The organism is Methylobacterium nodulans ORS 2060 (genome assembly GCF_000022085.1).
GTDB classification, from domain to species: Bacteria; Pseudomonadota; Alphaproteobacteria; order Rhizobiales; family Beijerinckiaceae; genus Methylobacterium; species Methylobacterium nodulans.
On the sequence record NC_011894.1, the window covers coordinates 4,077,563 to 4,100,810 of the forward strand.

Consider the following 23,248-nt stretch of genomic DNA (forward strand, 5'->3'; position numbering starts at 1 on the left):
AAGCCGGCCGGGGTCGAATTTCCCTGAGGGCGCAGGGTCCCGCGCGGGCTGGCGGCCCCGCTCTCGCCCATGTTGGAGATGCGACACGTACCGCGACCGACCCCTCCAGCGTGTCGCGAATCCGACACCGCCCACAGAGATAGGGATCGTTGAAATTCCAACGACATCGCCCGTGGCACGGCGCTTGAAGAACGGCCCCAGGGCGTCGGCGCCTCGCCGGCCCGTTACCCCTTCGAGCCCTCCCGGACACGCGAACATGCTCGGCATCGGTTACACGCTTCCCGTCTTCGAGATCGTCGGCGTGAAGCCCGGCTTCATTTATCACCAGGAGAACGGGATCCCGGCCCTCAAGCCCCTCACACTGGACAGCTTCCCAGGGAAGTGGAAGGTGATCTTCTTCTATCCGAAGGCCTTCACGTTCGTGTGCCCGAGGGAGATCGCCGAGTTCGCCAAGCTCGCGCCGGAGTTCGAGAACCGCGACGCGGTGGTGCTTGGGGGCTCGACGGACAACGAGCACGTTAAGCTGGCATGGCGGCGCGACCACAAGGATCTCGACCGGCTGCCGATCTGGTCCTTCGCGGATCCGTGGGACGCCCTCGTCGACGGCCTTGGCGTGCGCTCGCCCGAGGGCGTGGCCTACCGCTACACCTACGTCGTCGACCCGGACAACGTGATCCAGCACGTCTACGCGACGAACCTGAAGGTCGGGCGGGCGCCCAAGGACACGCTGCGCGTCCTCGACGCGCTCCATACGGACGAACCTGCCCCTGCAACCGCGAGATCGGCGGTGGCGTCCTGAAGGCCCTGAGGCGGAGGCGGACCATGTCCCTCTATGCCCTCCTCCAGAGCTTCCGTCCTACGCCAAGGACGTGAAGCTCAACCTCTCGTCTCTCGGCCGCGAGGAGACGCTGACGCCGCAGTAGCGTGACGGGCTTCTCGTCGCCTGCGGGCTCACGAGCCGCAACCCAGAGGTGGCCCGCGTCCTGGACGAGGAGGCCGCGCCACGGCTCTCCCCGGCGGCGCTCGCCGCCGCCGAGACCGCTGCGACCGTGATGGCGATGAACAACGTCTATTACCGCTTCACGCAGCTCGCCTCGAACCCGGCCTACGCCATGCTGCCGGTGAAGCTGCGGATGAGCAGCATCGGCAATCCGGATACCGACCGGGCGGATTTCGAGCTGTGGTCGCTAGCGGTCTCGGCGATGAACGGCTGCGGGCGCTAGCATCGACGCGCACGAGCGGGTGCTGCGCGAGGCCGGGCTGCGCGAGAAGCAGATCCTGGCCGCGGTGCGCGTCGCTGCGGTCGCCGCCTCCTGGCGGTCGCCCTGGAGAGCCTGCGCGCCGCGGCGTGAGCAGCGCGACTCCGGACGAGGCGAAAAGCCCCGCTCGGTTTGCGACAGATCAAGGACGAGGCGTCCGCTTGGTGCTCCCCTCGCTGCCCGGAGCCACTCGCGCCACCAGGGGAGGCGAGCCTCCACCTCGTCGGGGATCGCCCTGGCCAATCCGGGCCGGACGACCGCGGATCAATCCAAAATCTGACCGCCGCCGGCGCCGCCTCGGCGCTCCGGGTCGATGCTAGCGGGTAGGTCTGAACCATGAGTGCGCCATAATGGACTACGCGGACCTTTTTCCCTCCCGAATCGAGACGGGCCTGCCCCAGGTGGAGCACGTCGTCCCGGAGCGGCTTGGGCAGCAGCCCGCCCCGCCGAGCCCGACCCCGAGGCTGCCCGTCCAAGCGCGTCCCGCCTCAGCCTCGCGCGGCACCTCGGCCGAGGTGCAGCTCATCGGCATCTACGAGATCTCCAAGGCGCTGACCGCGGTGCGCCACCTCGAGGTCACCCTCACTAAGGTGATCGACATCCTCTCGTCGACTCTGAGCATGCACCACGGCATGATCGTCATCCTCGACCAGGAGGGCGGGCCGGAAATCGTCTCAAGCACCGGCTGGACGGCCCAGATCGCCCACCACCTCCGCGCGTGCCTGCCCCAGCGGGCCATCGACCAAATCGTCGACACCGCGGCCCCGCTCGTCGTGCAGGACGTCAGCGCCGACCCGCTCTTCCACGGCCATCTCGATCTGTTCGAGGATGCCGGCAAGGCCATCACGTCGTTCATCGGCGTGCCGATTAAGGCGGATTCACGGGTCCTCGGCACCCTCTCAATTGACCGGATCTGTGACGGCAGCGCGCGCTTCTGCTCCGACGAGGACACGCGCTTTCTCACCATGGTGGCGAACCTCATCGGCCAGACGGTGTGGCTCCACAACACGCTGGCGCAGGATCGCGACCGGCTCATCGCCAAAGCCCACCGGCTGGAGAAGGCCCTGGCGGAAACGAGCGCGATCTCCTCCTCAGTCGGCCTTGTCGGCGAGAGCCAGGAGCTGAAGCGGCTCGCCGCGAAGGCCGAGGTCGCGGCGCGCTCGAACACGACTGTCCTGTTGCGCGGCGAGAGCGGCACTGGCAAGGAGCTCTTCGCCCGCGCGATCCACGAACTCTCGCCCCGCAAGAGCAAGCCCTTCGTGCGGGTCAACTGCGCGGCGCTCGCCGACAGCGTGCTCGAATCCGAGTTGTTCGGGCACGAGAAGGGGGCCTTCACGGGCGCGATCGCGACGCGCCATGGCCGCTTCGAGGCCGCCAACGGCGGGACGCTGTTCCTCGACGAGATCGGCGAGGTGAGCGCCACCTTCCAGGCCAAGCTCCTGCGCGTCCTGCAGGAGGGGGAGTTCGAGCGCGTCGGCGGCAACCGCACCATCAAGGTCGACGTGCGCCTCGTCTTCGCGACGAACCGGAACCTGGAGGAGGCGGTCACCAAGGGCGACTTCCGCGCCGACCTCTACTACCGCATCAACGTGGTGTCGCTGATCCTGCCGCCGCTGCGCGAGCGGCGGGGCGACATCCCGGATCTCGCGAAGGCCTTCCTCACCCGCTACAACAGCGAGAACGGGTCGAAGCTCGCATTCTCGCAAGGCGCGATGGGGGTCCTGCTGAAGTGCTACTTCCCGGGCAACGTGCGCGAGCTTGAGAACTGCGTCAGGGGCACCGCGACGCTAGCGGCCTCCGAGGAGCTGATCATGTCGGACGACTTCGCATGCGTGAGCGGGCAATGCCTCTCGGCGGTGCTCTGGAAGAGGAGCACGCCGAAGCCCTGGGACGCCGCGGTGACGGCCGCCACACCCGTGCCGGTGAGCCCGGAGCGGCCGCCCACCCCGGCGGAGGCCGAGCCGCCCGCGTCCTGCCCCGGCGCCAAGACCCTCCCGGGCGTCCGGCCGCGCCCCACCAAGCAGCAGTTGCTCGAGGCCCTAGAGCGCACCGGCTATGTGCAGGCTAAGGCCGCCCGCCTCCTCGAGATCACGCCCCGCCAGCTCGGCTATGCGGTGCGCAAGTACGACATCCCCCTCAAAGAGTTCTGACCCCAACCGCGCGGCTCCGATCCCGAGAGCGCCGCGCGGGCCCCCGCGCGGCGCGCGTGCGTCTGCAGGACTCTCGCGCAGCCAACACCGGACCACGACGCACAATGTCGCGAACCCGACAGGACGAGCCAGCGATGTCCGACGCTACGGACAAAAGAATCTTCACTAGAAACAATACTTTAGCAGCTGGCACGCAATTTGCGGAGCCTTCGCCTGAATTGGCGCAGAGGTGAAGACATGTCCTCTCCAGTGTTCTCCCTCGATTCCCTGGTGGCGACACCGATCTCGCTCGACGCGATGCGGGCGAAATTGCACGAGGGCGGTTGCTCGTCGTCCTCCTGCGGCTCTTCCGCCAAGCCCGAAGAGATGCCCGAGGACGTCTGGGACAAGATCAAGGACCATCCCTGCTACTCGGAGGAGGCGCACCACTATTTCGCCCGCATGCACGTCGCGGTGGCGCCCGCCTGCAACATCCAGTGCAACTACTGCAACCGCAAATACGATTGCGCTAATGAGAGCCGTCCCGGTGTGGTGTCAGAGAAGCTCACGCCCGATCAGGCGCTGCGCAAGGTCGTGACGGTGGCCAACGAGGTGCCGCAGCTCTCGGTTCTCGGCATCGCCGGCCCCGGCGACAGCTGCTACGATTGGAAGAAAACCAAGGCCACCTTCGATGCTGTGGCGAAGGAGATCCACGACATCAAACTATGTCTCTCCACCAACGGGCTCGCCCTGCCCGACCACGTAGACGAGATCGCGCAGATGAACGTCGACCACGTCACCGTGACCATCAACATGGTTGATCCGGAGATCGGGGCGAAAATCTATCCGTGGATCTTCCATCAGCACAAGCGCTACACGGGCGTCGAGGCGGCCCGCATCCTGCACGAGCGGCAGATGCTGAGCCTGGAGATGCTGCGCGCCCGCGGCATTCTGGTGAAGGTGAACTCGGTCATGATCCCCGGGATCAACGACGACCACCTGCTCGAAGTGAACAAGTGGGTAAGGGAGCGGGGCGCGTTCCTGCACAACGTCATGCCGCTGATCTCAGCGCCGGAACACGGCACCCATTTCGGCTTGACCGGCCAACGTGGGCCGACCGCCATGGAGCTCAAGGCCCTGCAGGACAAGCTGGAGGGCGGTGCCAAGCTGATGCGCCACTGCCGCCAGTGCCGGGCCGACGCGGTCGGGCTCATCGGCGAGGATCGCGGCCAAGAATTCACCCGGGATCAGCTCCCCGGCCAGATCACCTACGATCCGAGCAAGCGCGCCGCCTACCGTGAGCTCGTGGCGAGCGAGCGCGGCGACCATCAGGTGAAGAAACAGGCGGCGGCCGCGGAGCTCAAGGCCCTCGGGAGCGAGGAGAAGCTCCTCGTCGCGGTCGCCACCAAGGGCGGCGGCCGGGTCAACGAGCATTTCGGCCACGTCAAGGAGTTCCAGGTCTACGAGGCGGGTCCGGGCGGCGTCACCTTCGTCGGCCACCGCAAGGTCGAGGCCTATTGCATGGGTGGCTTCGGCGAGGACGCGACGCTCGACAGTGTGATCGCGGCGCTGGACGGGGTCGAGGTCGTCCTCTGCGCCAAGATCGGCGATTGCCCGAAGGAGAGCCTGGAGGCGGCCGGCATCCGTGCCACCGACGTCTATGCCTTGGAATACGTCGAAGCGGCGATCGGCGCGGTCTACACCGCACGGTTCGGCCGCAGCGTCACCGGCGCCCGGCTGATGCTCTCGGCCTGACCGGGCCGCACCCGTCCCCTCGTCGCCGGGCGCGCCCGGCCCTTCCGCAGCAGGAGATCGACATGGCCCTCAAGATCATCGCCTCGCAGTGCACTATGTGCGGCGCCTGCGAATTCGAGTGCCCGAACAACGCCATTCGCGCGAAGGGCGACATCTACATCATCGATCCCAAGGAGTGCACGGAGTGCGAGGGCCAGTTCGACAAGCCGCAATGCGCGACCGTCTGCCCGGTGCCGAATACCTGCGTCAAGGCCGCGCCGGTGCATTGAGGACGACGGCCATGGCGGGCGGAGTCGAGGAGGTCCCGGAGGCGCTCGACTGGCAAGGCCGTTCGCTGCGCTGTCAGGACTGCCCCCACGAGGATCTCCAGGCCCAGGGGCGCTGCGATCTCGGCCGGGCCTGCATGCTCGACCGGCGAGGGAAGCGCATCGACCGCTTCTTCTCCCGCAACCCGGATCTCGCGGCGGCCTATCTCGAGCATCCGTATTTCGAAGTGCGCACGCTGGCGGCCAAGCACGCGAGCGTGATCTTGCTCGGGCGGCTCCGGGACGATCTGGAGTCGGAGGTGCGGGTGATGGTGGCCTTGCGCCTGCCGCTCGCTCGCGCGCGGGCCATGCGGAGCGACCTGGACCGGCGGGTGTGCATGGCGGTGGCGCAGCGGCTCTCGGGCGGCGGCCTCGTCCCTCTGCTCGGCGACCCGGACTATGCGGTGTGGCTCGCGGCGGCCCGGAGCGCGCCGCCGGCCTCGCTCCTCCTGCTTGCCCAGGAACCCGAGGCGGAGGTGCGGCGCGCGGCGGCGCGCTGGGCCTTGCCTGCGGCCCTGATGACCTTCGCGGCCGATCCCGACCCGCTGGTGCGGCTCGTGGCGGCCGAGCGGATGGCGCCCCGGGCCTCGCGCGCTAATCCGCGACCCTGACATGCGCGTGCGCCACGTGGTGGCCGAACGCATCGCGCCCGAGCACCTCGTGCCTCTCCTCGAGGACGAGGATCCTGCCATCCGCAAGACGGCGACGCGCCGCCTCTCCGAATGAGGAGGCCGGAATGGGACTTGGGCACGAGCAGGACATCGAGATCCGGCGGGAGCCCGACTTCCGGCCCGGCGAAAAGGTCCGCGCGACGAAGCACGTGAAGAACGACGGGACCTATCCGCACAAAAGGATTGGCGAGACCCTCGTACGCAAGGGTGACGTCGGCTACGTGCGCGACATCGGGGTTTTTCTCCAGCAGTTCTACATCTACGCGGTCGAGTGGATCGACCGCGGCACCATCGTGGGCATGCGCGGCAAGGAACTGGTCAGCCTCGACCGGCCATCGGCGCTTGCCGTCACCGAGGAGGCTCGCCCGTGAAGCTGATGATCCGCAAGTTGCCCCGCGGCGGCCTCTCGGCCTACGCGCCGAAGAAGGACCTGGAGGAGCCTATTGTCGCCATGGAGCGCGAGGCCCTCTGGGGCGGCTGGGTGCGGCTGAAGAACGGCTGGACCTTCGTGCTGCCGGCGTTGCCCGCAGACACCCGCCTGCCCATCACCGTCCATGCCCATAAGCTTGGCGAGGAAGATGAGTGAGCCGATGGACTCGTCGATCCTGAAGCCGCAGGCCCCGATGCGCTCGGTCGCTGCCCTCCTGCGCCAGGACCGGCTCGTGCCCTATCTGGGGCCGGGCCGGGCGCGGGCGGCACCGTATCGCTGAGCCCGGAGGCGCTGGCGGCGTCCCTCGGCCAGCGTCGGGCGGCGCCCGGCCGGATCCGCACCAATCTCTGGGCCGTGGCTCAGTTCATCGAGCAGCGGCGGCACCGCCGGACCTATCGCAAAATACAGCATAGGTGCTTCGGATGCCGGCCGGTACACTGGCGCAACGCTGCGGCGTCAGCGCGGTTTGATTGTGACCCGGCGCGGGATGACGTGCAAGAAGCCCACAGGCCGAGATCCCGGACCGGACGGACTATGTCCGCCGCAGGCCGGCCGCCGGCTCAGCCGAACTTGAACAGCACCCCGAAGCCGCCGCGCGGATAGTTCCACTCGATCTCGCCCGACGGCTCGCACAGCACCCGGCAGGTGGCGCACTCGAAGCAGCCGTCGGGCACCACCTCGATCTGCCCACGGTCGGTAAGACTGTAGCAGCCCGCCGGGCACAGCCGCGTCATGGCGAGGAGGTTGGGCGACGGTTCGGCATGGGGCATGATCCGGATATGGGGGCGCCTCACATCCACGAGGTAGCGGTTCTGATAAAGCTTCTCCTCGACGCGCGCGGTCATGATGGCCTCCAGTGATGCGGTGGGATGCGGCGGGGCGCCGGGTCAGCGCCACGCCTGGGCGACGCGGACGGCATCGCCGATGAGCCCCGGCCAGGAGCGCCTGCGCACGAAGCTGTGCAGCGTCGCACGCTCCTTCTCGCGCTTGGGCACGCCATTGATGCGCAGGAAGTTCTGCGCTGCCCTCGACATCAGCTCCGGGTAGGTCAGGAAGAAGGTCTTGGAGTGGGTGTGCAGCAGCGCCGGCATGTCCTTGTACTTCTTCATGTCCTCCATGACAAAGGAGTCCTCGACCATCTCCCGGTAGAGCGCGAGGTTGGCGGCAGTCGGGGGCAGGCACTGAGCCTTGAGCTGGATGATGGTTTCGGCCGCGAGGCGGCCGGTGGTCATGGCGAGGTTCGAGCCCTCGCGGTGGAGGGCGTTGTTGAACTGCGCCGCGTCGCCCACCACGAGCCAGCCGTCCCCGTAGAGTTGCGGGATCGCCTTGTAGCCGCCCTCCGGGATCAAGTGCGCGGTGTATTCCTTTACCTCGCTCCCGGCGAGGAGGGGGGCAATCGAGGGGTGCTTCTTGAAGGCGTCGAGGAGGCTGTAGGGCGTCTCCGCCCCGTCGCGGTAATCGGAGACGAGGCAGCCGAGGCCGACCGAGAGGCTCTCCTTGTTCGTGTACAGGAAGGCCATCCCGGTCATGCCCTTGGAGATCGTTCCGATCGCCTCGATGACAACGCCCTCGTCCTCCCGCAGGGTGAAACGGGTATCGATCGTCTCGGAGGGCAGGAAGTGCATCTCCTTGACGGCGAGCGCGACTTGCTCGGGCCGGGGGATTGGCCGCAGGCCGGCCCGCGAGCCGAGGAGCCCGTTGACACCTTCGGCCAGCACGACGACATCAGCGAGGACGACGTCCCCGGCCCGGTCCGTGCGCACGCCGACCACCCGGCCGTACAGGTCGCGGATGAGTTCGGTCGCGGTGGTCTCGCAGAGGAGGGTCACTCCCGCCTCCTGGACCCGGCGCGAGAACCAGCGGTCGAACTGGGTGCGGATGATTGTATAGCGGTTGGGCTTCTCTTCATTGAAGTTGTCCGAACGGTAGTGCATGCCGACATGCGAGGCGCCGTCCATGATCCAGAGCCGCTGCTCCAGCACATGACGCTCGAGCGGCGCGTCGTCCCGGAAATCGGGCACGAGCTGCTCCAGCATGTCGGCGTACAGGATGGCGCCTTGGACGTTCTTGGAGCCAGCGGTCTCACCGCGCTCCAGCTGCAGCACCTTGAGGCCGCGCTTGGCCAGAGTGAAGGCGCAGGCGTTGCCGGACATGCCGGCGCCGACGACGATCGCGTCGAAGGTCTCGAAAGACATGGGATCGGGCTCCTCAGCCGGCGAGGCGGTTTCAGGAATGCGGCGAGAGGCGCCGCCGGAAGGTCTCAGTCAGCGCCGGCAGCAGCTGGATGGCGTCGGCCACGACGCCCAGATGCGCGAAATCGAAGATCGGCGCGTTGGGGTCGGTGTTGATGGCGACGATGAGATCGGCGCCCTCGACCCCGACCCGGTGCTGGATCGCGCCCGAGATGCCGGCCGCGATGTAGAGCTTCGGCCGGATGGTCTTGCCGGTCTGCCCGATCTGCCGGTCGGAGTCGATCCATCCCTTCTGGACGAGCGGGCGGGAGCCGCCGAACTCGGCACCGAGCGAGAGGGCGAGGTTGCGCACGAGCTGGACGTTCCCGGCCGATTGCAGGCCGAGCCCGCCCGCCACCACGATGTCCGCGTAGGCGAGGTTCGCCATCGACGCCTCGCGGTCGGCCACGAAGGACAAGACCTTGGTGACGATGTCCTTCTCGTCCATGAGGAGGCGGCAGGGCGTGACCGGCCCCAACGGCCGCTCGACCCGCGCGGGCATCGGCATGACGCGCGGGCGCACGGTCGCCATCTGGGGCCGGCTGTTCAGGGTGTAGATCGTGCACAGCAGCGAGCCGCCGAAGGTCGGCCGCGTCGCTCCCAGTGACCCGTCCGCGTTGACGTCGAGTTCGGTGCAGTCGGCGGTCAGGCCCGTGAGCAGGGTCGTGGCGACCGAGCCCGCGAGGTCGCGCCCCAGGTTGGTGGCGCCGAGCAGCAGGATCTCGGGCTTGAAGGAGTTGACGATATTCTTGAGCGCCGTCGTGTAGGGCTCGTTGCGGTAATGGGCGAGGATCGGATCCTCACAGAGGTAGACTCGGTCGGCGCCGTAGCAGAAGGCCTCCGCCACCGCCTCGCTGGTGCCGCCGTCGGGGGCGCCGATCACCACGCCCGCGAGCAAGACGCCGAGCTTGTCCGCGAGGCGCCGCCCGGCGCCCATCAGCTCCCAGGAGACCGGGTGGACTTGGCCCCGCTCCACTTCCACGAAGACCCAGACGTGCTGGTAGGCCCGGAAGTGCTCCGGGGGTTCCTCATTCATTCCGGCGCGGCCGCCGGCTGCCGGTTTGCTCTTCTGCCCGATCTGCCGGTCGGAGTCGATCCATCCCTTCTGGACGAGCGGGCGGGAGCCGCCGAACTCGGCACCGAGCGAGAGGGCGAGGTTGCGCACGAGCTGGACGTTCCCGGCCGATTGCAGGCCGAGCCCGTCCGCCACCACGATGTCCGCGTAGGCGAGGTTCGCCATCGACGCCTCGCGGTCGGCCACGAAGGACAAGACCTTGGTGACGATGTCCTTCTCGTCCATGAGGAGGCGGCAGGGCGTGACCGGCCCCAACGGCCGCTCGACCCGCGCGGGCATCGGCATGACGCGCGGGCGCACGGTCGCCATCTGGAGCCGGCTGTTCAGGGTGTAGATCGTGCACAGCAGCGAGCCGCCGAAGGTCGGTCGCGTCACTACCAGTGACCCGTCCGCGTTGACGTCGAGTTCGGTGCTGTCGGCGGTCAGGCCCGTGAGCAGGGTCGTGGCGACCGAGCCCGCGAGGTCGGCGGTCAGGCCCGTGAGCAGGGTCGTGGCGACCGAGCCCGCGAGGTCGCGCCCCAGGTTGGTGGCGCCGAGCAGCAGGATCTCGGGCTTGAAGGAGTTGACGATATTCTTGAGCGCCGTCGTGTAGGGCTCGTTGCGGTAATGGGCGAGGATCGGATCCTCACAGAGGTAGACTCGGTCGGCGCCGTAGCAGAAGGCCTCCGCCACCGCCTCGCTGGTGCCGCCGTCGGGGGCGCCGATCACCACGCCCGCGAGCAAGACGCCGAGCTTGTCCGCGAGGCGCCGCCCGGCGCCCATCAGCTCCCAGGAGACCGGGTGGACTTGGCCCCGCTCCACTTCCACGAAGACCCAGACGTGCTGGTAGGCCCGGAAGTGCTCCGGGGGTTCCTCATTCATTCCGGCGCGGCCGCCGGCTGCCGGTTTGCTCTCTGGCTTGGCTTGGCTCATTGTGTCCTCTTGTCAGTCGCCGGCGACAAGGCGGCCGAGATCGGCTTCGAGGCCGGGGCTGCGGGCGAACAGAGCCTCGATCAGCCCCTCGGCAATTCCCGCGGCGTCCCGCTCGGTCGTTGAGACTAAAGCGGCCTTCTCGGCCCGGGGCGCGGGCGCAAAGATGCGCTTGACCACTGTCGGCGAGCCGCTCAGGCCGCAGCGCGTGATGTCGGCGATGCCGGCCTCCGCGGCGCTCCAGGTCGCGATCTCGGCCCGGGCGGCGCGCAGGGCCTCAGCCATGCTGCCGCGCCGCACCTCGTTGATGCTCTCCAGCACCGTCACGAGACAGGGCAGGCGGGTCTTGAGCACCTGCACGCCACCCTCGACGCGCCGCTCGGCCGTGATGGCGCGCGCGTCGGGGTCGACCTCGGCGATCCGCGCCACGTAGGTGAGCTGCGTCAGGTTCAGGCGCTTGGCAATGCCGGGGCCGACCTGCGCGGTATCCCCGTCTATGGTCTGCTTGCCGGTGAAGACGATGTCGGGCGGGCCCCAGGCTTGGCCGATCCGGCCGATCGCGGTCGAGAGGGCGAAGCTCGTCGCCAGCGTGTCGGAGCCCGCGAAGACGCGGTCGGTCAGCAGCACCGCCCGGTCCGCCCCGAATGCCAGCGCCTTGCGCAGCGCCTTCGCCGCCATCGGCGGCCCCATGGTGAGCACCGTGACCTCGCCCCCGTGCCGGTCGCGCAGCCGCAGGGCGGCTTCGAGCGCGAACAGGTCGTAGGGGTTGATGATCGTCGGCACGCCCTGCCGCATGATCGTGTTCGTCACCGGATGTACCCGGATCTGTCCAGAATCCGGCACTTGCTTGATACAGACTACGCTGTGCATGTCGCTCACCCCGACAACTGTTGCTCTCCGACCTGTCCAGGCATTCACCGTGCCAAGCTGAACGTTTGATTGAATCATTGACATTCAATAACTTAGAAGACGTGGGGATAGGCTTATGAGATCTGTGTCGGTTTGCCGACAAAGTTTGTCAGGACTGCGCCAAGGGCTGCACGAGCGCGGCGAGGGGCACGAAGGCGCCCTTCGGAGCCGGTGGGCGCGCAGGATCGTGCTCCTTCAGCACCTTGAAGACGCGCTCGGCGAGCGGGGTCGAGGTCGCGAAGTCCTGGTAGGCCCGCTCCAGGGTGTCGCGGGCGGCGCGCCGCACGGCGTTGTCGTCCAGGCCCTCGAACGAGGTGGTGGCGAGGTACTGGCCCATGCGCTTGAGGATGTGCAGGCGCGCGACACGCAGTACCTCCGGGGCGTAGGGCAGGTCGAGGACGGCGAAGAACTCCTCCGCGCTCGACAGCGCGGTGAGGCGATCGAGGCAGGACACGTCGCGAGAAGACATGGGGACCTCCGGGTTGGCGGGATCAGGCCGGATCAAACGGCTCGGTTGCCCGCGTCGCTGTCACCACCGCGAGGCCGGATTCCAGGCGCTCGATCCGCGCGGCGAGGGCTGCGAGGGTGGCGCCGAGCGGATCGGGCAGGCGGAGATGCTCCAGGTCGATGCATCCGTCGGGGCGGGACCGGCGCTCCCGCGTCACAGCCACAAGACGGCCGAGCACACCCACCACCATCATGCCGGGGGCACATCCGCAATCGCCACGGAATCCGCCCCGACCCGCGCTCTCGCGCCGACGGTGACCGGCCCGAGGATCTTGGCGCCCGCACCGACGAGGACGCCATCGCCCAGCGTCGGATGGCGCTTGCCGGGAGCCCAGGACGTCCCGCCGAGCGTCACGCCGTGGTAGAGCGTGACGTCGTCGCCGATCGCTACCGCCTCGCAGATCACCACCCCGGCCCCATGGTCGATGAAGAACCGACGCCGGATCCGGCCGCCCGGATGGATGTCCACGTTGACGATGAGGCGCGCCGGGTACTTGAGGCCGCACTTCCAGAGCCTGTGGGCGAGGCGGTGCAGGATCACCGCGTGGACGCCCTGGATGGTGGTGACGATCTCCAGCCTGTGGCGCGCGGCCAGGTCGCGCGAGCGCACATAGGCGATGTCCTCGCGGACCGACTGCCAGAGCGAGGGCGCCGCCGGTGGTCCGGCGGGACTCCAGAGCTCCTGGAGTTGCACCGCCCTGACTCGGCGCGCGGGATCCCATGATCATCGGTCAACTCCCAGCCAAGGCGTCGCGCAATAACGGGCGCGCGCTCATCAGGCACTCGTCATGGAGGTGGCACGGCAGGCTCGGCGGGATCGTGCCTTGGTTCGCACCGCCGCCGCCCGCACCCGCTTGAGGTGGCGCTCCTGCGCCACATTGAGCGTCCGCCCCTACGTGGCGAGCGCTCTCTTGATCGCTGCGACACCTGAATGCTTGCCGATCACGATCCGGCGGATGCGCCCGAGCATCTCCGGATCCAGCGCCTCGTAAGTCGCGCGGTCCCGCAGAAGTCCCGCGCCGTGGATGACTGACTCGTGGGTGAAGACGTCCTCGCCCACGATGGCCTTGCCCCGCGGCAGGGGAAGCCCGGCAGCCTCCCTCACCTTGACCACAAGTCGGCGTAGCGCCCGCGGATCGATTCCTGTCTGTGAGGAGCCGAACCGCGCGAGCGCCACCGCCACCTCCTCCAGGGCGGCGTTGCCGGCCCGTTCTCCGAGACCCGTCACGGTGACGCTGGCGTGGCGTGCGCCCGCCCCCAGGGCTGCGAGTGTGTTGGCGGTCGCGTGTCCGGGGTCGTCGTAGGCGTGGAACCTCAAGGTCGAGGTCGGTGGCCGCGGAGAGGCGCCGGACCAGCACGTCGGTGCCGAAGGGATCGAGCACGCCAAGCGTGTCGGCTAGCCGCAGGCGCTCGGAGCCCGAGGCCCTTGCGGCCTTTGCGACGTCGCAGAGGAAATCCGGGTCGGCCTGCGAGGTGTCGTCGGCACCCACCGCCACCGCGAAGCCGAGGCGGCGGGCGCGCCCCGCCACGGCCGCCAGGGTGTCCGGGACCCAGGACCGGTCGCGTCCGAGCTTCCCCCGAAGCTGGGGATCGGAGACGGGGATCGAGAAGTTGACCGCCGACGCGCCCGCCGCCATGGCGGCGAGGAGATCGTCCTCGCTTATGCGGCACCACGCGATCACGCACAGCGGCAGCCGCAGCGAGACGGTTGAGCGGATCGTCTCGATCTCGTCGTCGCCCACATCCGGTGTGCCGACCTCGATCTCTGGGACGTCCGCATGGGCGAGCGCCTCCGGGATCTCGATCTTCTCACGGTGCGTGAAGGCAATCCCCGGCGCTTGCTCGCCGTCTTGGAGGGTGGTGTCAATGAGGAAGACGTTCCGGGCCGGCGCCTCCCGGAAAGGAGGGGGCACGGAAGGCGCATGGGGATTGGTGTCAGACGAGGGATCTGGCATCGCGCGCTCTGGGGGGCTAGGCGGGAAGGGCAGGGCCCTGCGGGCGCCTCAGGCGTAGACCGGCTTGAAGGCGGCCGCGTCGGCCCCGGTCTCGCTCCAGAACGGGGAGAGGGCCCGCAGCTTGCCGATGATATCCGGCATGACGGCGAGGACGCGGTCGACTTCTCCGGCGGCAGCCCTCCGAGGGAACCCGCGATGTCCTGGTTGCTGATGGCGAGGGCCTGATCGAGGGGCTCGCCGATCACGATCCCGGTGATGGCCAATGAAGAAGCGATGGCCGAGCCGCAGCCGAAAGTCTGGAACTTCGCATCCGTGATCACGTCGGTGACGGGATCGACCTTCAGCATCAGCTTGAGCACGTCGCCGCAGGCGATCGCATCGACCTCGCCGACCGCGTTCGCTTCCGCGAGCACGCCCGCGTTCTTCGGACTGAACAAGTAGTCCTTGGCCTTCTCGGGATAGTCCCACATGGCGCGTTCTGGTCAACCGAAGGACTTGCCGCAGGCGCATTTCGACGCCGCGTTCGGGTTCTCAAACACGAAGCCAGAGTTATTGAGCGCCGTGACGAAGTCGATCCGCAGGCCGGAGACCAGCGACTGGGACCGGCCCTCGACGAATAGCCGGACGCCGTCCTGCTCGATCACGAGATCCCCGCGGCGCTGGGTGCTCTCCAGCAATATCATATACTTGAAACCGGCGCAGCCGCCCGCCTCGACCATGATCCGCAGGCCGGTCGGAGCGCCTGAAGCCTGCGAGAGAGCGTTCTTCACCGCGGAGACCGCGTTGTCAGTGAGCGAGATCATGTCGGAATCCTCTTTCCGAGTCAGGTTCCGACGTTGATGGGGCAAACGCCGTGCCACTGGCTATGATATTGTGATCGCTTAATAGTCCCTAGTAATACTTTGGCGCCTTCTTGAAAAACGGGTGTGAATCAATGGCCTAACTCTATCGCAAAATTTCCTTAAGCCATTGTCATTATTCAGGAATTTCGAAAGCCTGCCCAAGTAGTGCTAGATTGGCAGGTGTGTCGCAAAGTCGACAAAGCCGATGCAAAGCCGGAATGTTGAGAACGATGGGAAACCTTGCGGCCGCGGGACGGCCCCCGCCGCGGGTGCCGCGGCTGCAATCGCGGCGGACGGAATGAACGGTCCGGCCTGACGTCGGGCCGCCAGGCCGGACTGCTCGCTTGCGGGAGCAGGGGAGGGCACGGGGACGCGCTGCCTCAGAAGATCGGCTGGGTCGCCATCTCTCGGGGTGAGACGCCGCAGGCCGCGCCAGAGAAGCCCTTGGTGAGGTGCATCCCCCACCGAATCCGAGGGTCGCTAGTGCACAGACGCCGATGAAAGCACCACGCGCTCGTTCACTAACCGCCTGTGAACACAAGCGAAATCGTGATGCACGGTGTACGTTCTGATGGCGTCAGTGCACTAGGACTACCTCAAGCCGGTGCGCCAGATGCCCGCCCATGAGATCCTCCGTCCCTTGCGCGGGAGCAACTGCCCTTACGCGACCGCCAAATAAATGAGATGGGCGAGCGGTTCACGCCCACCCGGCCATCCACCTCCATTGACGCAAAGAGCATGTGTGAGACGCTCCGAGTACAGGGTTCACGCATGAAGTTGATTTGCGATGATCTGGAGCATGTAGGCTTCGTTCCAAGCAGCTTTCTTGCGCATGCCGCATAGGCTAGTTGTCTGGATGCGCAACCTCCTTGGCGGCCGCGACAACCTGGAGCGCTTTCGGGAGTGCGTCCGGGTCGGGCGGCTTGGTGACGGGCTTGGCCAGCTCGGGTTTCGCCTTCAGCTGCTCACGCAGCACCAGGTCCGGGGAGCGGCCCTTCAGGGCACGTTGACGGCGGCCGTTGTCGGCCGCGGTGAAGCCGGCCAGCACCGTCTCAAGATCCCGATGGCTATAGAGCATGATCCCCAACCCTTCGCGCTGTACCCGCCCGTTGAAGCGCTCCACCATTCCATTCGTACGCAGCGTGGAGGGCCGGGTCGTGCAATGCTCGATCTTGTGCTGCCGGCAGGGGTTCTCAAAGCCATCAGCGGTGAAGCAGGAGCCGCGGTCGGTCGGCACGTGCGTAACCCGAAACGGCAGCGCCGCAAGCGCCTCCTCCAGAAAGGCGACAGCTGAAGCCGCGGTCTCGTCATCTTTGACGGCCAGATGCACGAAGCGGGAGGCGCAGTCGATGGCGACATACAAGCAGCGTTTGCGCGTGATCCCGTCGCGATCCCGCAGCTTGGGCAGGTGTTTCACGTCCAGGTGCACGAAGCCGACCTCGTAGTCCTTGAAAGAGCTGTGGGGCTTGCGGGTGCGGTCGGCGGGGGTGGGGCGGTTGAGGCCTTCGGCCTTGAGGATGCAGTCGACTGCATCCCGGTTCAGGTGGGGCAGGAAATGGCTGACGATGAAGGTGAGCTCGTCGAGCGGGAAGCCAGTGGCGCGCTCCTCCTCGCTGGCTTTCCAGGGCAGTTTATGGGGCCGGGCAGAGCGGTCCTGGCAGTCGTGTGGCCCGCGTTTGCGCCATTTGCGGATGGTCTCGGCGGAGACGCCGTAGCGCTTGGCGAGCACGCCGGAGGGTTCGGGGGAGCGGGCGATCTCGGCACGCACGGCCGGGGTGGTGCGGGCATTGGGATGAATCGCGTGCGTCAGCGCGCCCTCCGGGAGGAGGAGCGCCATGTCGGCTCGAACCTCCAGGCCTGCACCTCAATCGCGCAACGTACCTGATCCCAACAACGTTCCGCCACCAGACAGCTAGTCTGCGTAATCGGGTCCTGGGCGATCAGGTTCAGGGCGATCTTGCGCAGAAGCGCGAGGTTGCGCACGGCAGGGGTAGGAACGTCTGCAGCCACGCCTGCTTGCTGCGTCCGTAGAGCCCGATGTCCTTGCTCTCGGCACAGGCGATCACCGCACATACCGCAATCACCAGGATGGCGATGAGCCGGTGGTCGCACCCGCTGGTCTCGCGTAGATCCTCAAGCCCCGGGAAGCAGACCGCCAAACCTTCGATCATGCTGCTCGTCCCCCGTTGCACCGAACGGGAAACGGCGAGCGCTGGCCTCAATCACAGCCCAGCCCGAGATCATGCCTGAACCCTGGCTCTGAGAAACTTCATGGGCGCCTGAGTCTTCAGGCGCCCTCATGCGAAGAAGCCATACGGGACGCCTCCTGGAAGAATATCTCCCTCATCCAGATGCTTGCCGGGTCAGCATTGTGAAGGGCAGGCCATTGGACGGCCTCGGTGAACGCGGGAAGTGGCAGCGGAAGCTCGACGACCTGCAGAGGCATCGATTTTGCGAAATACTTTGCCAGCCTTAAGGGTATAGTCCCTATACGGTCAGTGCCTAATAGCATAGAAGGGATCATGCTAAAGCTCTGTACAACGACGTCAATCCGCCTCTTGATTCCGTGCTCTAGCAAAAACCATTCCTCGATGGACGGCTTTCGCGTGCGCCCGAATTTGGCTACAACGTGCCCCATCGACATGTATCTCTCAAATGTAAGCTGCCGCGATAGCTGCTTGTTCGTGCAGCATCCCACGCAAACAAGTGTCTCGTCGAAAAGCGACGCTCTCGGGTGCGCATTCGACATGAACAACTCCGGAAAGATTAGAAAATCGGTTTCGCCGCGCCGAAGAAGCTCATCAGGATCATCAGCGAGGTCATGCAATTCGAAGCTGACGTCGGGGGCCTCCAAAGCGACACGCTCCAGTATATTTCTAAAAAACACGACTGTCATGAAATCTGAAAGGATGATCCTGAAGCAACGATCCGATTGAGCCGGTTTAAACTTCTCCCGGGAGATAATTGCGAGCTGTACGTGCAACAGAGCCTCCCGAACGGGGGCGGCGAGTTCTTCTGCACGCGATGTTGGAATAAGTTTGCGGCCCCTCATAATAAATAGCTCATCACGGAAATAGGCGCGCAAACGCGCGACGGCCGCGCTCATGGCGGGTTGGCTCAGGTTGATGCTGCATGCCGCGCGGGTGAGGTTTCGCTCTTTCATCAAAGCGTCGAGCGCGATGAGGAGATTGAGATCGAGGCCCTTGAAGCGCATGTGCCCACCTATCCATCGTTTGGATATGCTGCATCAAAACAATCGATTTTACAAATGTCGCGGGCATATAGCACATAACGTGATGCCGATCTAGTTAGGTACGTCATCATACCATGAGATTCCCTTCCGACCTTTGCCCCAGCTCCGGAACAGGAGAGCTGTCCGCGCGCTCGCAGGTGCGGTGGAGGCTGTGCTGGGAAAATGAGCTGGAACTCGCCGACCATGCCGAACTCGCCGAGTTCCTGCGAAAGGCCTACAACCCGAGTGGGACGTTTAATGCAAGGCCATTCGAAGGCGGTCGAAGTTGGGCCGGCGCGAGACCTGAGGTCCGTGCAATCGGTTACGACTCGCGCGGCGTAGCGGCTCATATAGCCGCACTGCGTCGCTTCATCAAGGTTGGGGCGGTCGATCTACTCGTCGCCGAACTAGGATTGTACGCGGTACGTCCGGACCTTGAGGGACTGCGAATCAGTCATTCAATGCTCGTGATGTATCCAGCCCTGAAGGAGCTCGGCGTTCCATTCGGCTTCGGCACGGTTCGGCACGCGCTGCAGAAACATCTTACAAGGCTGCTCGGTAAGGCCGGTCTAGCGACCATCGTGTCCGGGGTTCGCGTGCGGTCCACCCTCAGAGATATGCGTCTCGACATGCCGCCCACACGGGTCGAGGACCTACTGATCCTAGTTTTCCCGATTGGAAGGCCAATGAGCGATTGGCCGGCTGGTACGATAATTGATCGGAACGGGCCAGAGCTGTGAGACGCCTCAACTACTTATCAGAACTGCGCAGCGAGTGCGCTGACGGTAGAGGGCATCACAGCGTCTATTTGACCTTTGATGACGGTCCGAATCCACGTTGCACACCGGATATCCTTGATGTGCTGGCTGAACACCGGGTGCCGGCGACGTTCTGCGTCATTGGCGCGTACGCAGCAAATGAGCCTGAACTAATCCAAAGAATGATCGCAGAAGGGCACGAAGTCGCAAATCACACGATGACTCATCCGGACCTATCCAGAAGCGAATCCGGTGAAATACAAAGGGAAATACTATGGGCGAACAGGGTCATCAGGATGACATGTCCCCAAGCTTTGTTGCGGCACATGCGCGCGCCGTACGGCTCGTGGACAGAAGAAGTGCTTACTACTGCAGCGAGGGCTGGACTAGCGGCCCTGCACTGGTCAGTAGACCCGCGGGACTGGTCTCGGCCTGGGGTAGACGCGATTGTGGATGCAGTGCTGAGCTCTGTCCGTCCGGGTGCAATCGTGCTCTTGCACGACGGATGTCCTCCCAGCGAGTTGGCACCGTGCACTCACGCCGGTCTGCGAGACCAAACCGTCGTTGCGCTTGCCCGCCTGATTCCGGAATTGCATAGCCGCGGGTTTACAATTCGCTCGCTTCCTCAACATCACTGACCAGGCAGACAACCTATGGACGTGCTTGCCACAGCCAGCGCTACCGCTGTTTCATTGTATGCGCTACTCTCGACTTTTTATAAAGGCATGCAGGTGTTTTATGCTCTGCCGACAAACGTTTCATCATCGGAGTCGGACAATCTGATCGACTCGGACGTTCTGCCGAGCGTAGATGTCATCGTTCCCTGCTTTAACGAGGACCCGTGCACGCTCTCTGCGTGCCTGGCTTCAATTGCAAAGCAGGAATACGGCGGAAAACTGCGGGTCTATGTGGTTGATGACGGTTCGGGAAACCGCGATGCGGTAACGCCTGTACACGATTCCTACGCCCACGATCCGAGATTTAACTTCATTCTTCTCCGTAACAATATTGGAAAGCGCAAAGCACAGATCGCTGCGATACGCCGTTCATCAGGAGATTTGGTGCTCAACATCGACTCTGATACGATAGCCGCCTCCGACGTGGTCACGAAGCTTGCGTTGAAGATGCAGAATCCATCAGTCGGCGCGGCGATGGGTCAGTTGACAGCCAGTAATCGGAGCGATACTTGGTTGACACGGTTGATCGATATGGAATACTGGCTAGCTTGTAACGAGGAGCGCGCGGCGCAAGCTCGCTTCGGTGCCGTTATGTGCTGCTGCGGCCCTTGTGCTATGTACCGCAGGTCCGCGCTCCTTTTGTTGCTAGATCAGTACGAGACGCAAGTCTTTCGAGGTAAGCCAAGTGACTTCGGTGAGGATCGCCATCTCACGATTCTAATGCTGAAAGCAGGCTTTCGAACCGAGTACGTCCCGGACGCCATTGCGGCAACGGTCGTCCCGGATAGGCTCGGTTCGTATCTGCGCCAACAACTCCGCTGGGCACGGAGCACTTACCGAGACACGTTGCTCGCACTGCGCCTGCTGCCTGGCCTCGATCCCTTCCTCACCCTAGACGTAGTCGGACAGAATCTCGGATCTCTATTTCTCGCCCTTTCGTTAGTAACGGGGCTCGCGCAGCTCGCATTGACAGCTACAGTGCCGTGGTGGACAGGCTTAGTGATCGCATCCATGACCACAATTCGCTGCAGCGTGGCAGCGCTTCGTACTCGCCAGTTTCGATTTCTTGGATTTTCTCTTCACACGCCCATCAACGCTTTTCTGTTACTTCCCTTGAAAACCTATGCATTGTGTACATTGAGCAATAGCAGTTGGCTGTCGCGCGAGTCTGCCACTCTTGCACAAAACAGGGATGGAAAACAGATCGCCATCCGAAACCTGGTCATTGGATCGAATACTACAGAGCTTTCGGGGATTGTGGCGCTGCTTCGTAGGCTGGATCTCACGCGAGATTCCTTGATGTTCGGTAAGCCTCCGCTGAGGGCCGCGGCCACGGAGGCGAGCGTGCATTACGGCCGCCGAGATCGCCAAACAGCAGAGCGTCGAGGTGACGCGCAGGGCGATTGTTCAGACTCGCGCCCTCTCATCTGAGCATCCGCCCTCCCGCTTGTCCATAACGGGAACTATACGTGGATGTATTATGCGCGTATAAGGCATCATGCTGACAGATGCTCTGGCGATTGCTTATATCGAGAACGGACGGCGCATTGTTCGGGCCGGGCACAAGAAGCGGAGTCACAAGCTTCGGTATCCAATTCTAGACGATCTCGATGCAATTGTCGTCGCTTCGGGGGCGCACGATCTGGATGCGCCGCACGACGTTGATCAGTTCGTGATCGACGACTTGGATGGGGAGGTCGGGTCTCTGCTCGAGATCGTCACTGGCGTACCCGCTATCGCGCTCATAGAGCCGCAGTGTGCCGAACACCAGGCCGAGAGCCTTATCATTTCTGCCGGCGGCTCCGGCGTGATGCTTCACGGAAGGGTCTTCTTGGCTCCATGTCTACAGCAGCAATCGATCTTACCAGCGTAAGGAAGTCATACGGCGACAAGATCGTTATCGACGGGTTGTCGTTCACTGTTGCGCCGGGAGAGTGCTTCGGCTTACTGGGACCGAACGGTGCAGGCAAGAGCACGATCGCGCGTATGCTCCTCGGCATAGCACCGCTTGACGCGGGCAAGATCAAGGTGCTCGGCGAGCCAGTGCCGGCACGCATTCGCTTGGCACGCGCGCGCATCGGCGTGGTCCCTCAGTTCGACAACCTTGACCTTGAGTTCACCGTACGCGAGAGCCTGTTGGTGTTCGGGCGCTACTTCAGCATGAGCGCTCGCGATGTCGAAGCGGTCACGCCGTCACTCCTTGAGTTCGCCCGCCTCGAGGACAAGGCGAATGCACGCATCGCTGACTTGTCCGGCGGCATGAAGCGGCGCCTGACGCTGGCGCGTGCGCTGATCAATAACCCTCAGCTGCTGGTGATGGATGAGCCGACCACCGGCCTCGATCCGCACGCGCGCCACCTGATCTGGGAACGCCTGCGCTCGCTGTTGGCCCGCGGCAAAACGATCCTTTTGACGACCCACTTCATGGAAGAGGCTGAGCGGTTGTGCGACCGAGTGTGTGTGCTTGAGGAAGGACGCAAGATCGCCGAAGGCCGGCCTCACGCGCTGATCCAGGAGAAGATTGGCTGCCACGTGATCGAGATCTACGGCGGCAATCCGCATGAGCTGCGTACGCTGATCAGGCCGTACGCGCAGCACATCGAGGTGAGCGGCGAGACGCTTTTTTGCTATGCGCCAGATCCAGAGCAGGTGCGGGTGCAGCTGCTTGGGCGCACGGGGCTACGCCTTCTGCAGCGTCCCCCGAATCTTGAGGATGTTTTTTTGCGGCTGACCGGGCGCGAGATGGAGAAATGAATGATAGGCGAAGGTTATGCAGCGGCTCTGCCCTCCAACGCGTGGAACTGGCTCGCGGTATGGCGCCGCAACTGTCAGGCGTGGAAGAAAGTCGCGCTTGCATCGGTTCTCGGGAATCTCGCCGATCCCATGATCTATCTGTTTGGTCTCGGCTTTGGCATCGGGGTAATGTTAGGTCAAGTTGAAGGCACTCCATACATCGCGTTTCTAGCGGCTGGGATGGTCGCGACAAGCGCGATGACCTCCGCGACTTTCGAAACGATTTATGCGGCTTTCGCTCGCATGCACGCTCAGCGGACCTGGGAAGCAATCCTGTGCACGCAACTCACGCTCGGCGACATCGTTCTCGGTGAATTAGCGTGGGCAGCCACAAGGGCCTTTCTGGCCGGGACCGGAATTACGATTGTTGCGGCCATGCTGGGCTATGCAGCTTGGCCATCCTTCCTCTATGCGCTGCCGGCAATCGCCCTCACTGGTCTTGCGTTTGCAAGCCTAGCGATGGTCGTCACAGCGCTGGCGCCCAGTTACGACTATTTCGTTTTTTACCAGACTCTCTTCCTAACACCCATGCTGTTCTTGTGCGGTGCGGTGTTTCCGGCCGCTCAACTGCCAATCGCCTTTCAACACATAGCGACCGTCTTGCCACTAGCACATTCCGTCGATCTCGTTCGTGCAGCGATGCTTGGCCGTCCGGCTGACAGCGTCGGCCTGCATATCGGCATACTTTGCGTATACGCAGTATTGCCGTTTTTTTTGTCGACTGCGCTGCTTGGTCGGCGCCTCCTACGTTGATCCCACCACGTAAGAGTTAATTCAACCCCGAACCGTCGCGGCCAATCTTATCTGGAGG

At 64.8% G+C, this 23,248-nt stretch carries 22 protein-coding genes and 7 pseudogenes; 15 read left to right on the forward strand and 14 right to left on the reverse strand.

Translation table 11 applies throughout. The features are described from left to right. Positions 1–256: 256 nt before the first annotated feature. The 9 genes and pseudogenes from MNOD_RS18895 to MNOD_RS50700 all read left to right on the forward strand — a co-directional run. Positions 257–804: pseudogene (locus tag MNOD_RS18895) on the forward strand (redoxin domain-containing protein); the annotation flags it as partial. Between the two features lie 65 nt (positions 805–869). Next, positions 870–1,314, forward strand: a pseudogene (locus MNOD_RS18900) (carboxymuconolactone decarboxylase family protein); the annotation flags it as partial. Between the two features lie 295 nt (positions 1,315–1,609). After that, on the forward strand, positions 1,610–3,409 hold the full coding sequence (gene nifA, locus MNOD_RS18905) for a nif-specific transcriptional activator NifA (RefSeq protein WP_015930539.1): 1,800 nt from the start codon (positions 1,610–1,612) through the stop codon (positions 3,407–3,409). Positions 3,410–3,646: 237 nt separating this feature from the next. Continuing rightward, positions 3,647–5,143: a nitrogenase cofactor biosynthesis protein NifB gene (nifB, locus tag MNOD_RS18910; RefSeq protein WP_015930540.1), complete on the forward strand. Its 1,497-nt coding sequence runs from the start codon at positions 3,647–3,649 to the stop codon at positions 5,141–5,143. A 62-nt stretch (positions 5,144–5,205) separates the two neighbouring features. Beyond that, positions 5,206–5,412, forward strand: coding sequence for a 4Fe-4S binding protein (locus MNOD_RS18915; RefSeq protein WP_015930541.1), 207 nt, complete (start codon positions 5,206–5,208; stop codon positions 5,410–5,412). A gap of 11 nt (positions 5,413–5,423) precedes the next feature. Further along, positions 5,424–6,059, forward strand: coding sequence for a 4Fe4S-binding leucine-rich repeat protein (locus tag MNOD_RS18920; RefSeq protein WP_015930542.1), 636 nt, complete (start codon positions 5,424–5,426; stop codon positions 6,057–6,059). A 125-nt stretch (positions 6,060–6,184) separates the two neighbouring features. Beyond that, the gene (locus MNOD_RS18925; protein WP_015930544.1) at positions 6,185–6,490 is read left to right on the forward strand and encodes a nitrogen fixation protein NifZ; all 306 of its coding nucleotides are present in this window, start codon (positions 6,185–6,187) and stop codon (positions 6,488–6,490) included. Next, positions 6,487–6,705, forward strand: a complete 219-nt coding sequence (gene nifT / locus MNOD_RS18930; RefSeq protein WP_015930545.1) for a putative nitrogen fixation protein NifT — start codon at positions 6,487–6,489, stop codon at positions 6,703–6,705. The genes MNOD_RS18925 and nifT overlap by 4 nt, the downstream gene beginning before the upstream one ends. Before the next feature lie 37 nt (positions 6,706–6,742). Next, positions 6,743–6,942, forward strand: a pseudogene (locus MNOD_RS50700) (SIR2 family protein); the annotation flags it as partial. Positions 6,943–7,109: 167 nt separating this feature from the next. On the opposite strand, the gene MNOD_RS18935 reads toward MNOD_RS50700, so the two are convergent. The 14 genes and pseudogenes from MNOD_RS18935 to MNOD_RS18990 all read right to left on the reverse strand — a co-directional run bounded on the left by MNOD_RS18935 (position 7,110) and on the right by MNOD_RS18990 (position 18,191). Then, on the reverse strand, positions 7,110–7,394 hold the full coding sequence (locus MNOD_RS18935; RefSeq protein ID WP_015930546.1) for a ferredoxin family protein: 285 nt from the start codon (positions 7,392–7,394) through the stop codon (positions 7,110–7,112). Positions 7,395–7,436: 42 nt separating this feature from the next. Further along, a complete protein-coding gene (locus MNOD_RS18940) occupies positions 7,437–8,744 on the reverse strand; it encodes an FAD-dependent oxidoreductase (protein ID WP_015930547.1) in 1,308 nt (435 codons plus the stop codon). Between the two features lie 31 nt (positions 8,745–8,775). Next, complete coding sequence (locus MNOD_RS48120) at positions 8,776–9,816, reverse strand: electron transfer flavoprotein subunit alpha/FixB family protein (protein ID WP_050783523.1); 1,041 nt, start codon at positions 9,814–9,816, stop codon at positions 8,776–8,778. A 24-nt stretch (positions 9,817–9,840) separates the two neighbouring features. After that, a pseudogene (locus MNOD_RS48125) lies at positions 9,841–10,767 on the reverse strand (electron transfer flavoprotein subunit alpha/FixB family protein); the annotation flags it as partial. Positions 10,768–10,779: 12 nt separating this feature from the next. Continuing rightward, the gene (locus MNOD_RS18950) at positions 10,780–11,634 is read right to left on the reverse strand and encodes an electron transfer flavoprotein subunit beta/FixA family protein (protein ID WP_015930549.1); all 855 of its coding nucleotides are present in this window, start codon (positions 11,632–11,634) and stop codon (positions 10,780–10,782) included. A gap of 148 nt (positions 11,635–11,782) precedes the next feature. Further along, a complete protein-coding gene (nifW, locus tag MNOD_RS18955; RefSeq protein WP_015930550.1) occupies positions 11,783–12,142 on the reverse strand; it encodes a nitrogenase stabilizing/protective protein NifW in 360 nt (119 codons plus the stop codon). A gap of 22 nt (positions 12,143–12,164) precedes the next feature. Further along, positions 12,165–12,874, reverse strand: a pseudogene (gene epsC / locus MNOD_RS18960) (serine O-acetyltransferase EpsC). A gap of 198 nt (positions 12,875–13,072) precedes the next feature. Then, on the reverse strand, positions 13,073–13,498 hold the full coding sequence (locus tag MNOD_RS50320) for a homocitrate synthase/isopropylmalate synthase family protein (RefSeq protein ID WP_341874467.1): 426 nt from the start codon (positions 13,496–13,498) through the stop codon (positions 13,073–13,075). A gap of 67 nt (positions 13,499–13,565) precedes the next feature. After that, positions 13,566–14,135 (reverse strand): annotated as a pseudogene (locus tag MNOD_RS50325) (beta/alpha barrel domain-containing protein); the annotation flags it as partial. Positions 14,136–14,344: 209 nt separating this feature from the next. Next, positions 14,345–14,605, reverse strand: a pseudogene (locus MNOD_RS43610) (iron-sulfur cluster assembly scaffold protein); the annotation flags it as partial. Between the two features lie 12 nt (positions 14,606–14,617). After that, positions 14,618–14,938 carry a HesB/IscA family protein gene (locus MNOD_RS18975; protein ID WP_015930553.1) on the reverse strand — a complete coding sequence of 107 codons (321 nt, stop codon included), beginning with the start codon at positions 14,936–14,938 and terminating at the stop codon, positions 14,618–14,620. An 883-nt stretch (positions 14,939–15,821) separates the two neighbouring features. Then, positions 15,822–16,814, reverse strand: coding sequence for a DDE-type integrase/transposase/recombinase (locus MNOD_RS18980; protein WP_015930554.1), 993 nt, complete (start codon positions 16,812–16,814; stop codon positions 15,822–15,824). A gap of 109 nt (positions 16,815–16,923) precedes the next feature. Continuing rightward, positions 16,924–17,148, reverse strand: coding sequence for a transposase family protein (locus tag MNOD_RS18985; RefSeq protein ID WP_015930555.1), 225 nt, complete (start codon positions 17,146–17,148; stop codon positions 16,924–16,926). Between the two features lie 116 nt (positions 17,149–17,264). Beyond that, positions 17,265–18,191 carry a LysR family transcriptional regulator gene (locus MNOD_RS18990; protein WP_015930556.1) on the reverse strand — a complete coding sequence of 309 codons (927 nt, stop codon included), beginning with the start codon at positions 18,189–18,191 and terminating at the stop codon, positions 17,265–17,267. Positions 18,192–18,304: 113 nt separating this feature from the next. Between MNOD_RS18990 and MNOD_RS18995 the strand changes: the two genes are divergently transcribed. The 6 genes from MNOD_RS18995 to MNOD_RS19010 all read left to right on the forward strand — a co-directional run bounded on the left by MNOD_RS18995 (position 18,305) and on the right by MNOD_RS19010 (position 23,190). Continuing rightward, positions 18,305–18,949, forward strand: coding sequence for a NodA family N-acyltransferase (locus MNOD_RS18995; protein ID WP_015930557.1), 645 nt, complete (start codon positions 18,305–18,307; stop codon positions 18,947–18,949). Continuing rightward, positions 18,946–19,605 (forward strand): chitooligosaccharide deacetylase NodB, encoded by a 660-nt coding sequence (gene nodB / locus MNOD_RS43615; protein WP_015930558.1) that lies wholly within the window; start codon positions 18,946–18,948, stop codon positions 19,603–19,605. Before MNOD_RS18995 ends, nodB begins: the two co-directional genes overlap by 4 nt. 15 nt (positions 19,606–19,620) lie before the next feature. Continuing rightward, positions 19,621–21,075, forward strand: coding sequence for a chitooligosaccharide synthase NodC (nodC, locus tag MNOD_RS43620; protein ID WP_015930559.1), 1,455 nt, complete (start codon positions 19,621–19,623; stop codon positions 21,073–21,075). Positions 21,076–21,142: 67 nt separating this feature from the next. Continuing rightward, positions 21,143–21,517 carry a carbamoyltransferase N-terminal domain-containing protein gene (locus MNOD_RS50705; RefSeq protein ID WP_157091508.1) on the forward strand — a complete coding sequence of 125 codons (375 nt, stop codon included), beginning with the start codon at positions 21,143–21,145 and terminating at the stop codon, positions 21,515–21,517. Further along, on the forward strand, positions 21,484–22,398 hold the full coding sequence (nodI, locus tag MNOD_RS19005; protein WP_015930561.1) for a nodulation factor ABC transporter ATP-binding protein NodI: 915 nt from the start codon (positions 21,484–21,486) through the stop codon (positions 22,396–22,398). Before MNOD_RS50705 ends, nodI begins: the two co-directional genes overlap by 34 nt. Before the next feature lie 3 nt (positions 22,399–22,401). Next, positions 22,402–23,190, forward strand: coding sequence for an ABC transporter permease (locus MNOD_RS19010; RefSeq protein WP_043751560.1), 789 nt, complete (start codon positions 22,402–22,404; stop codon positions 23,188–23,190). Positions 23,191–23,248: the final 58 nt, after the last annotated feature.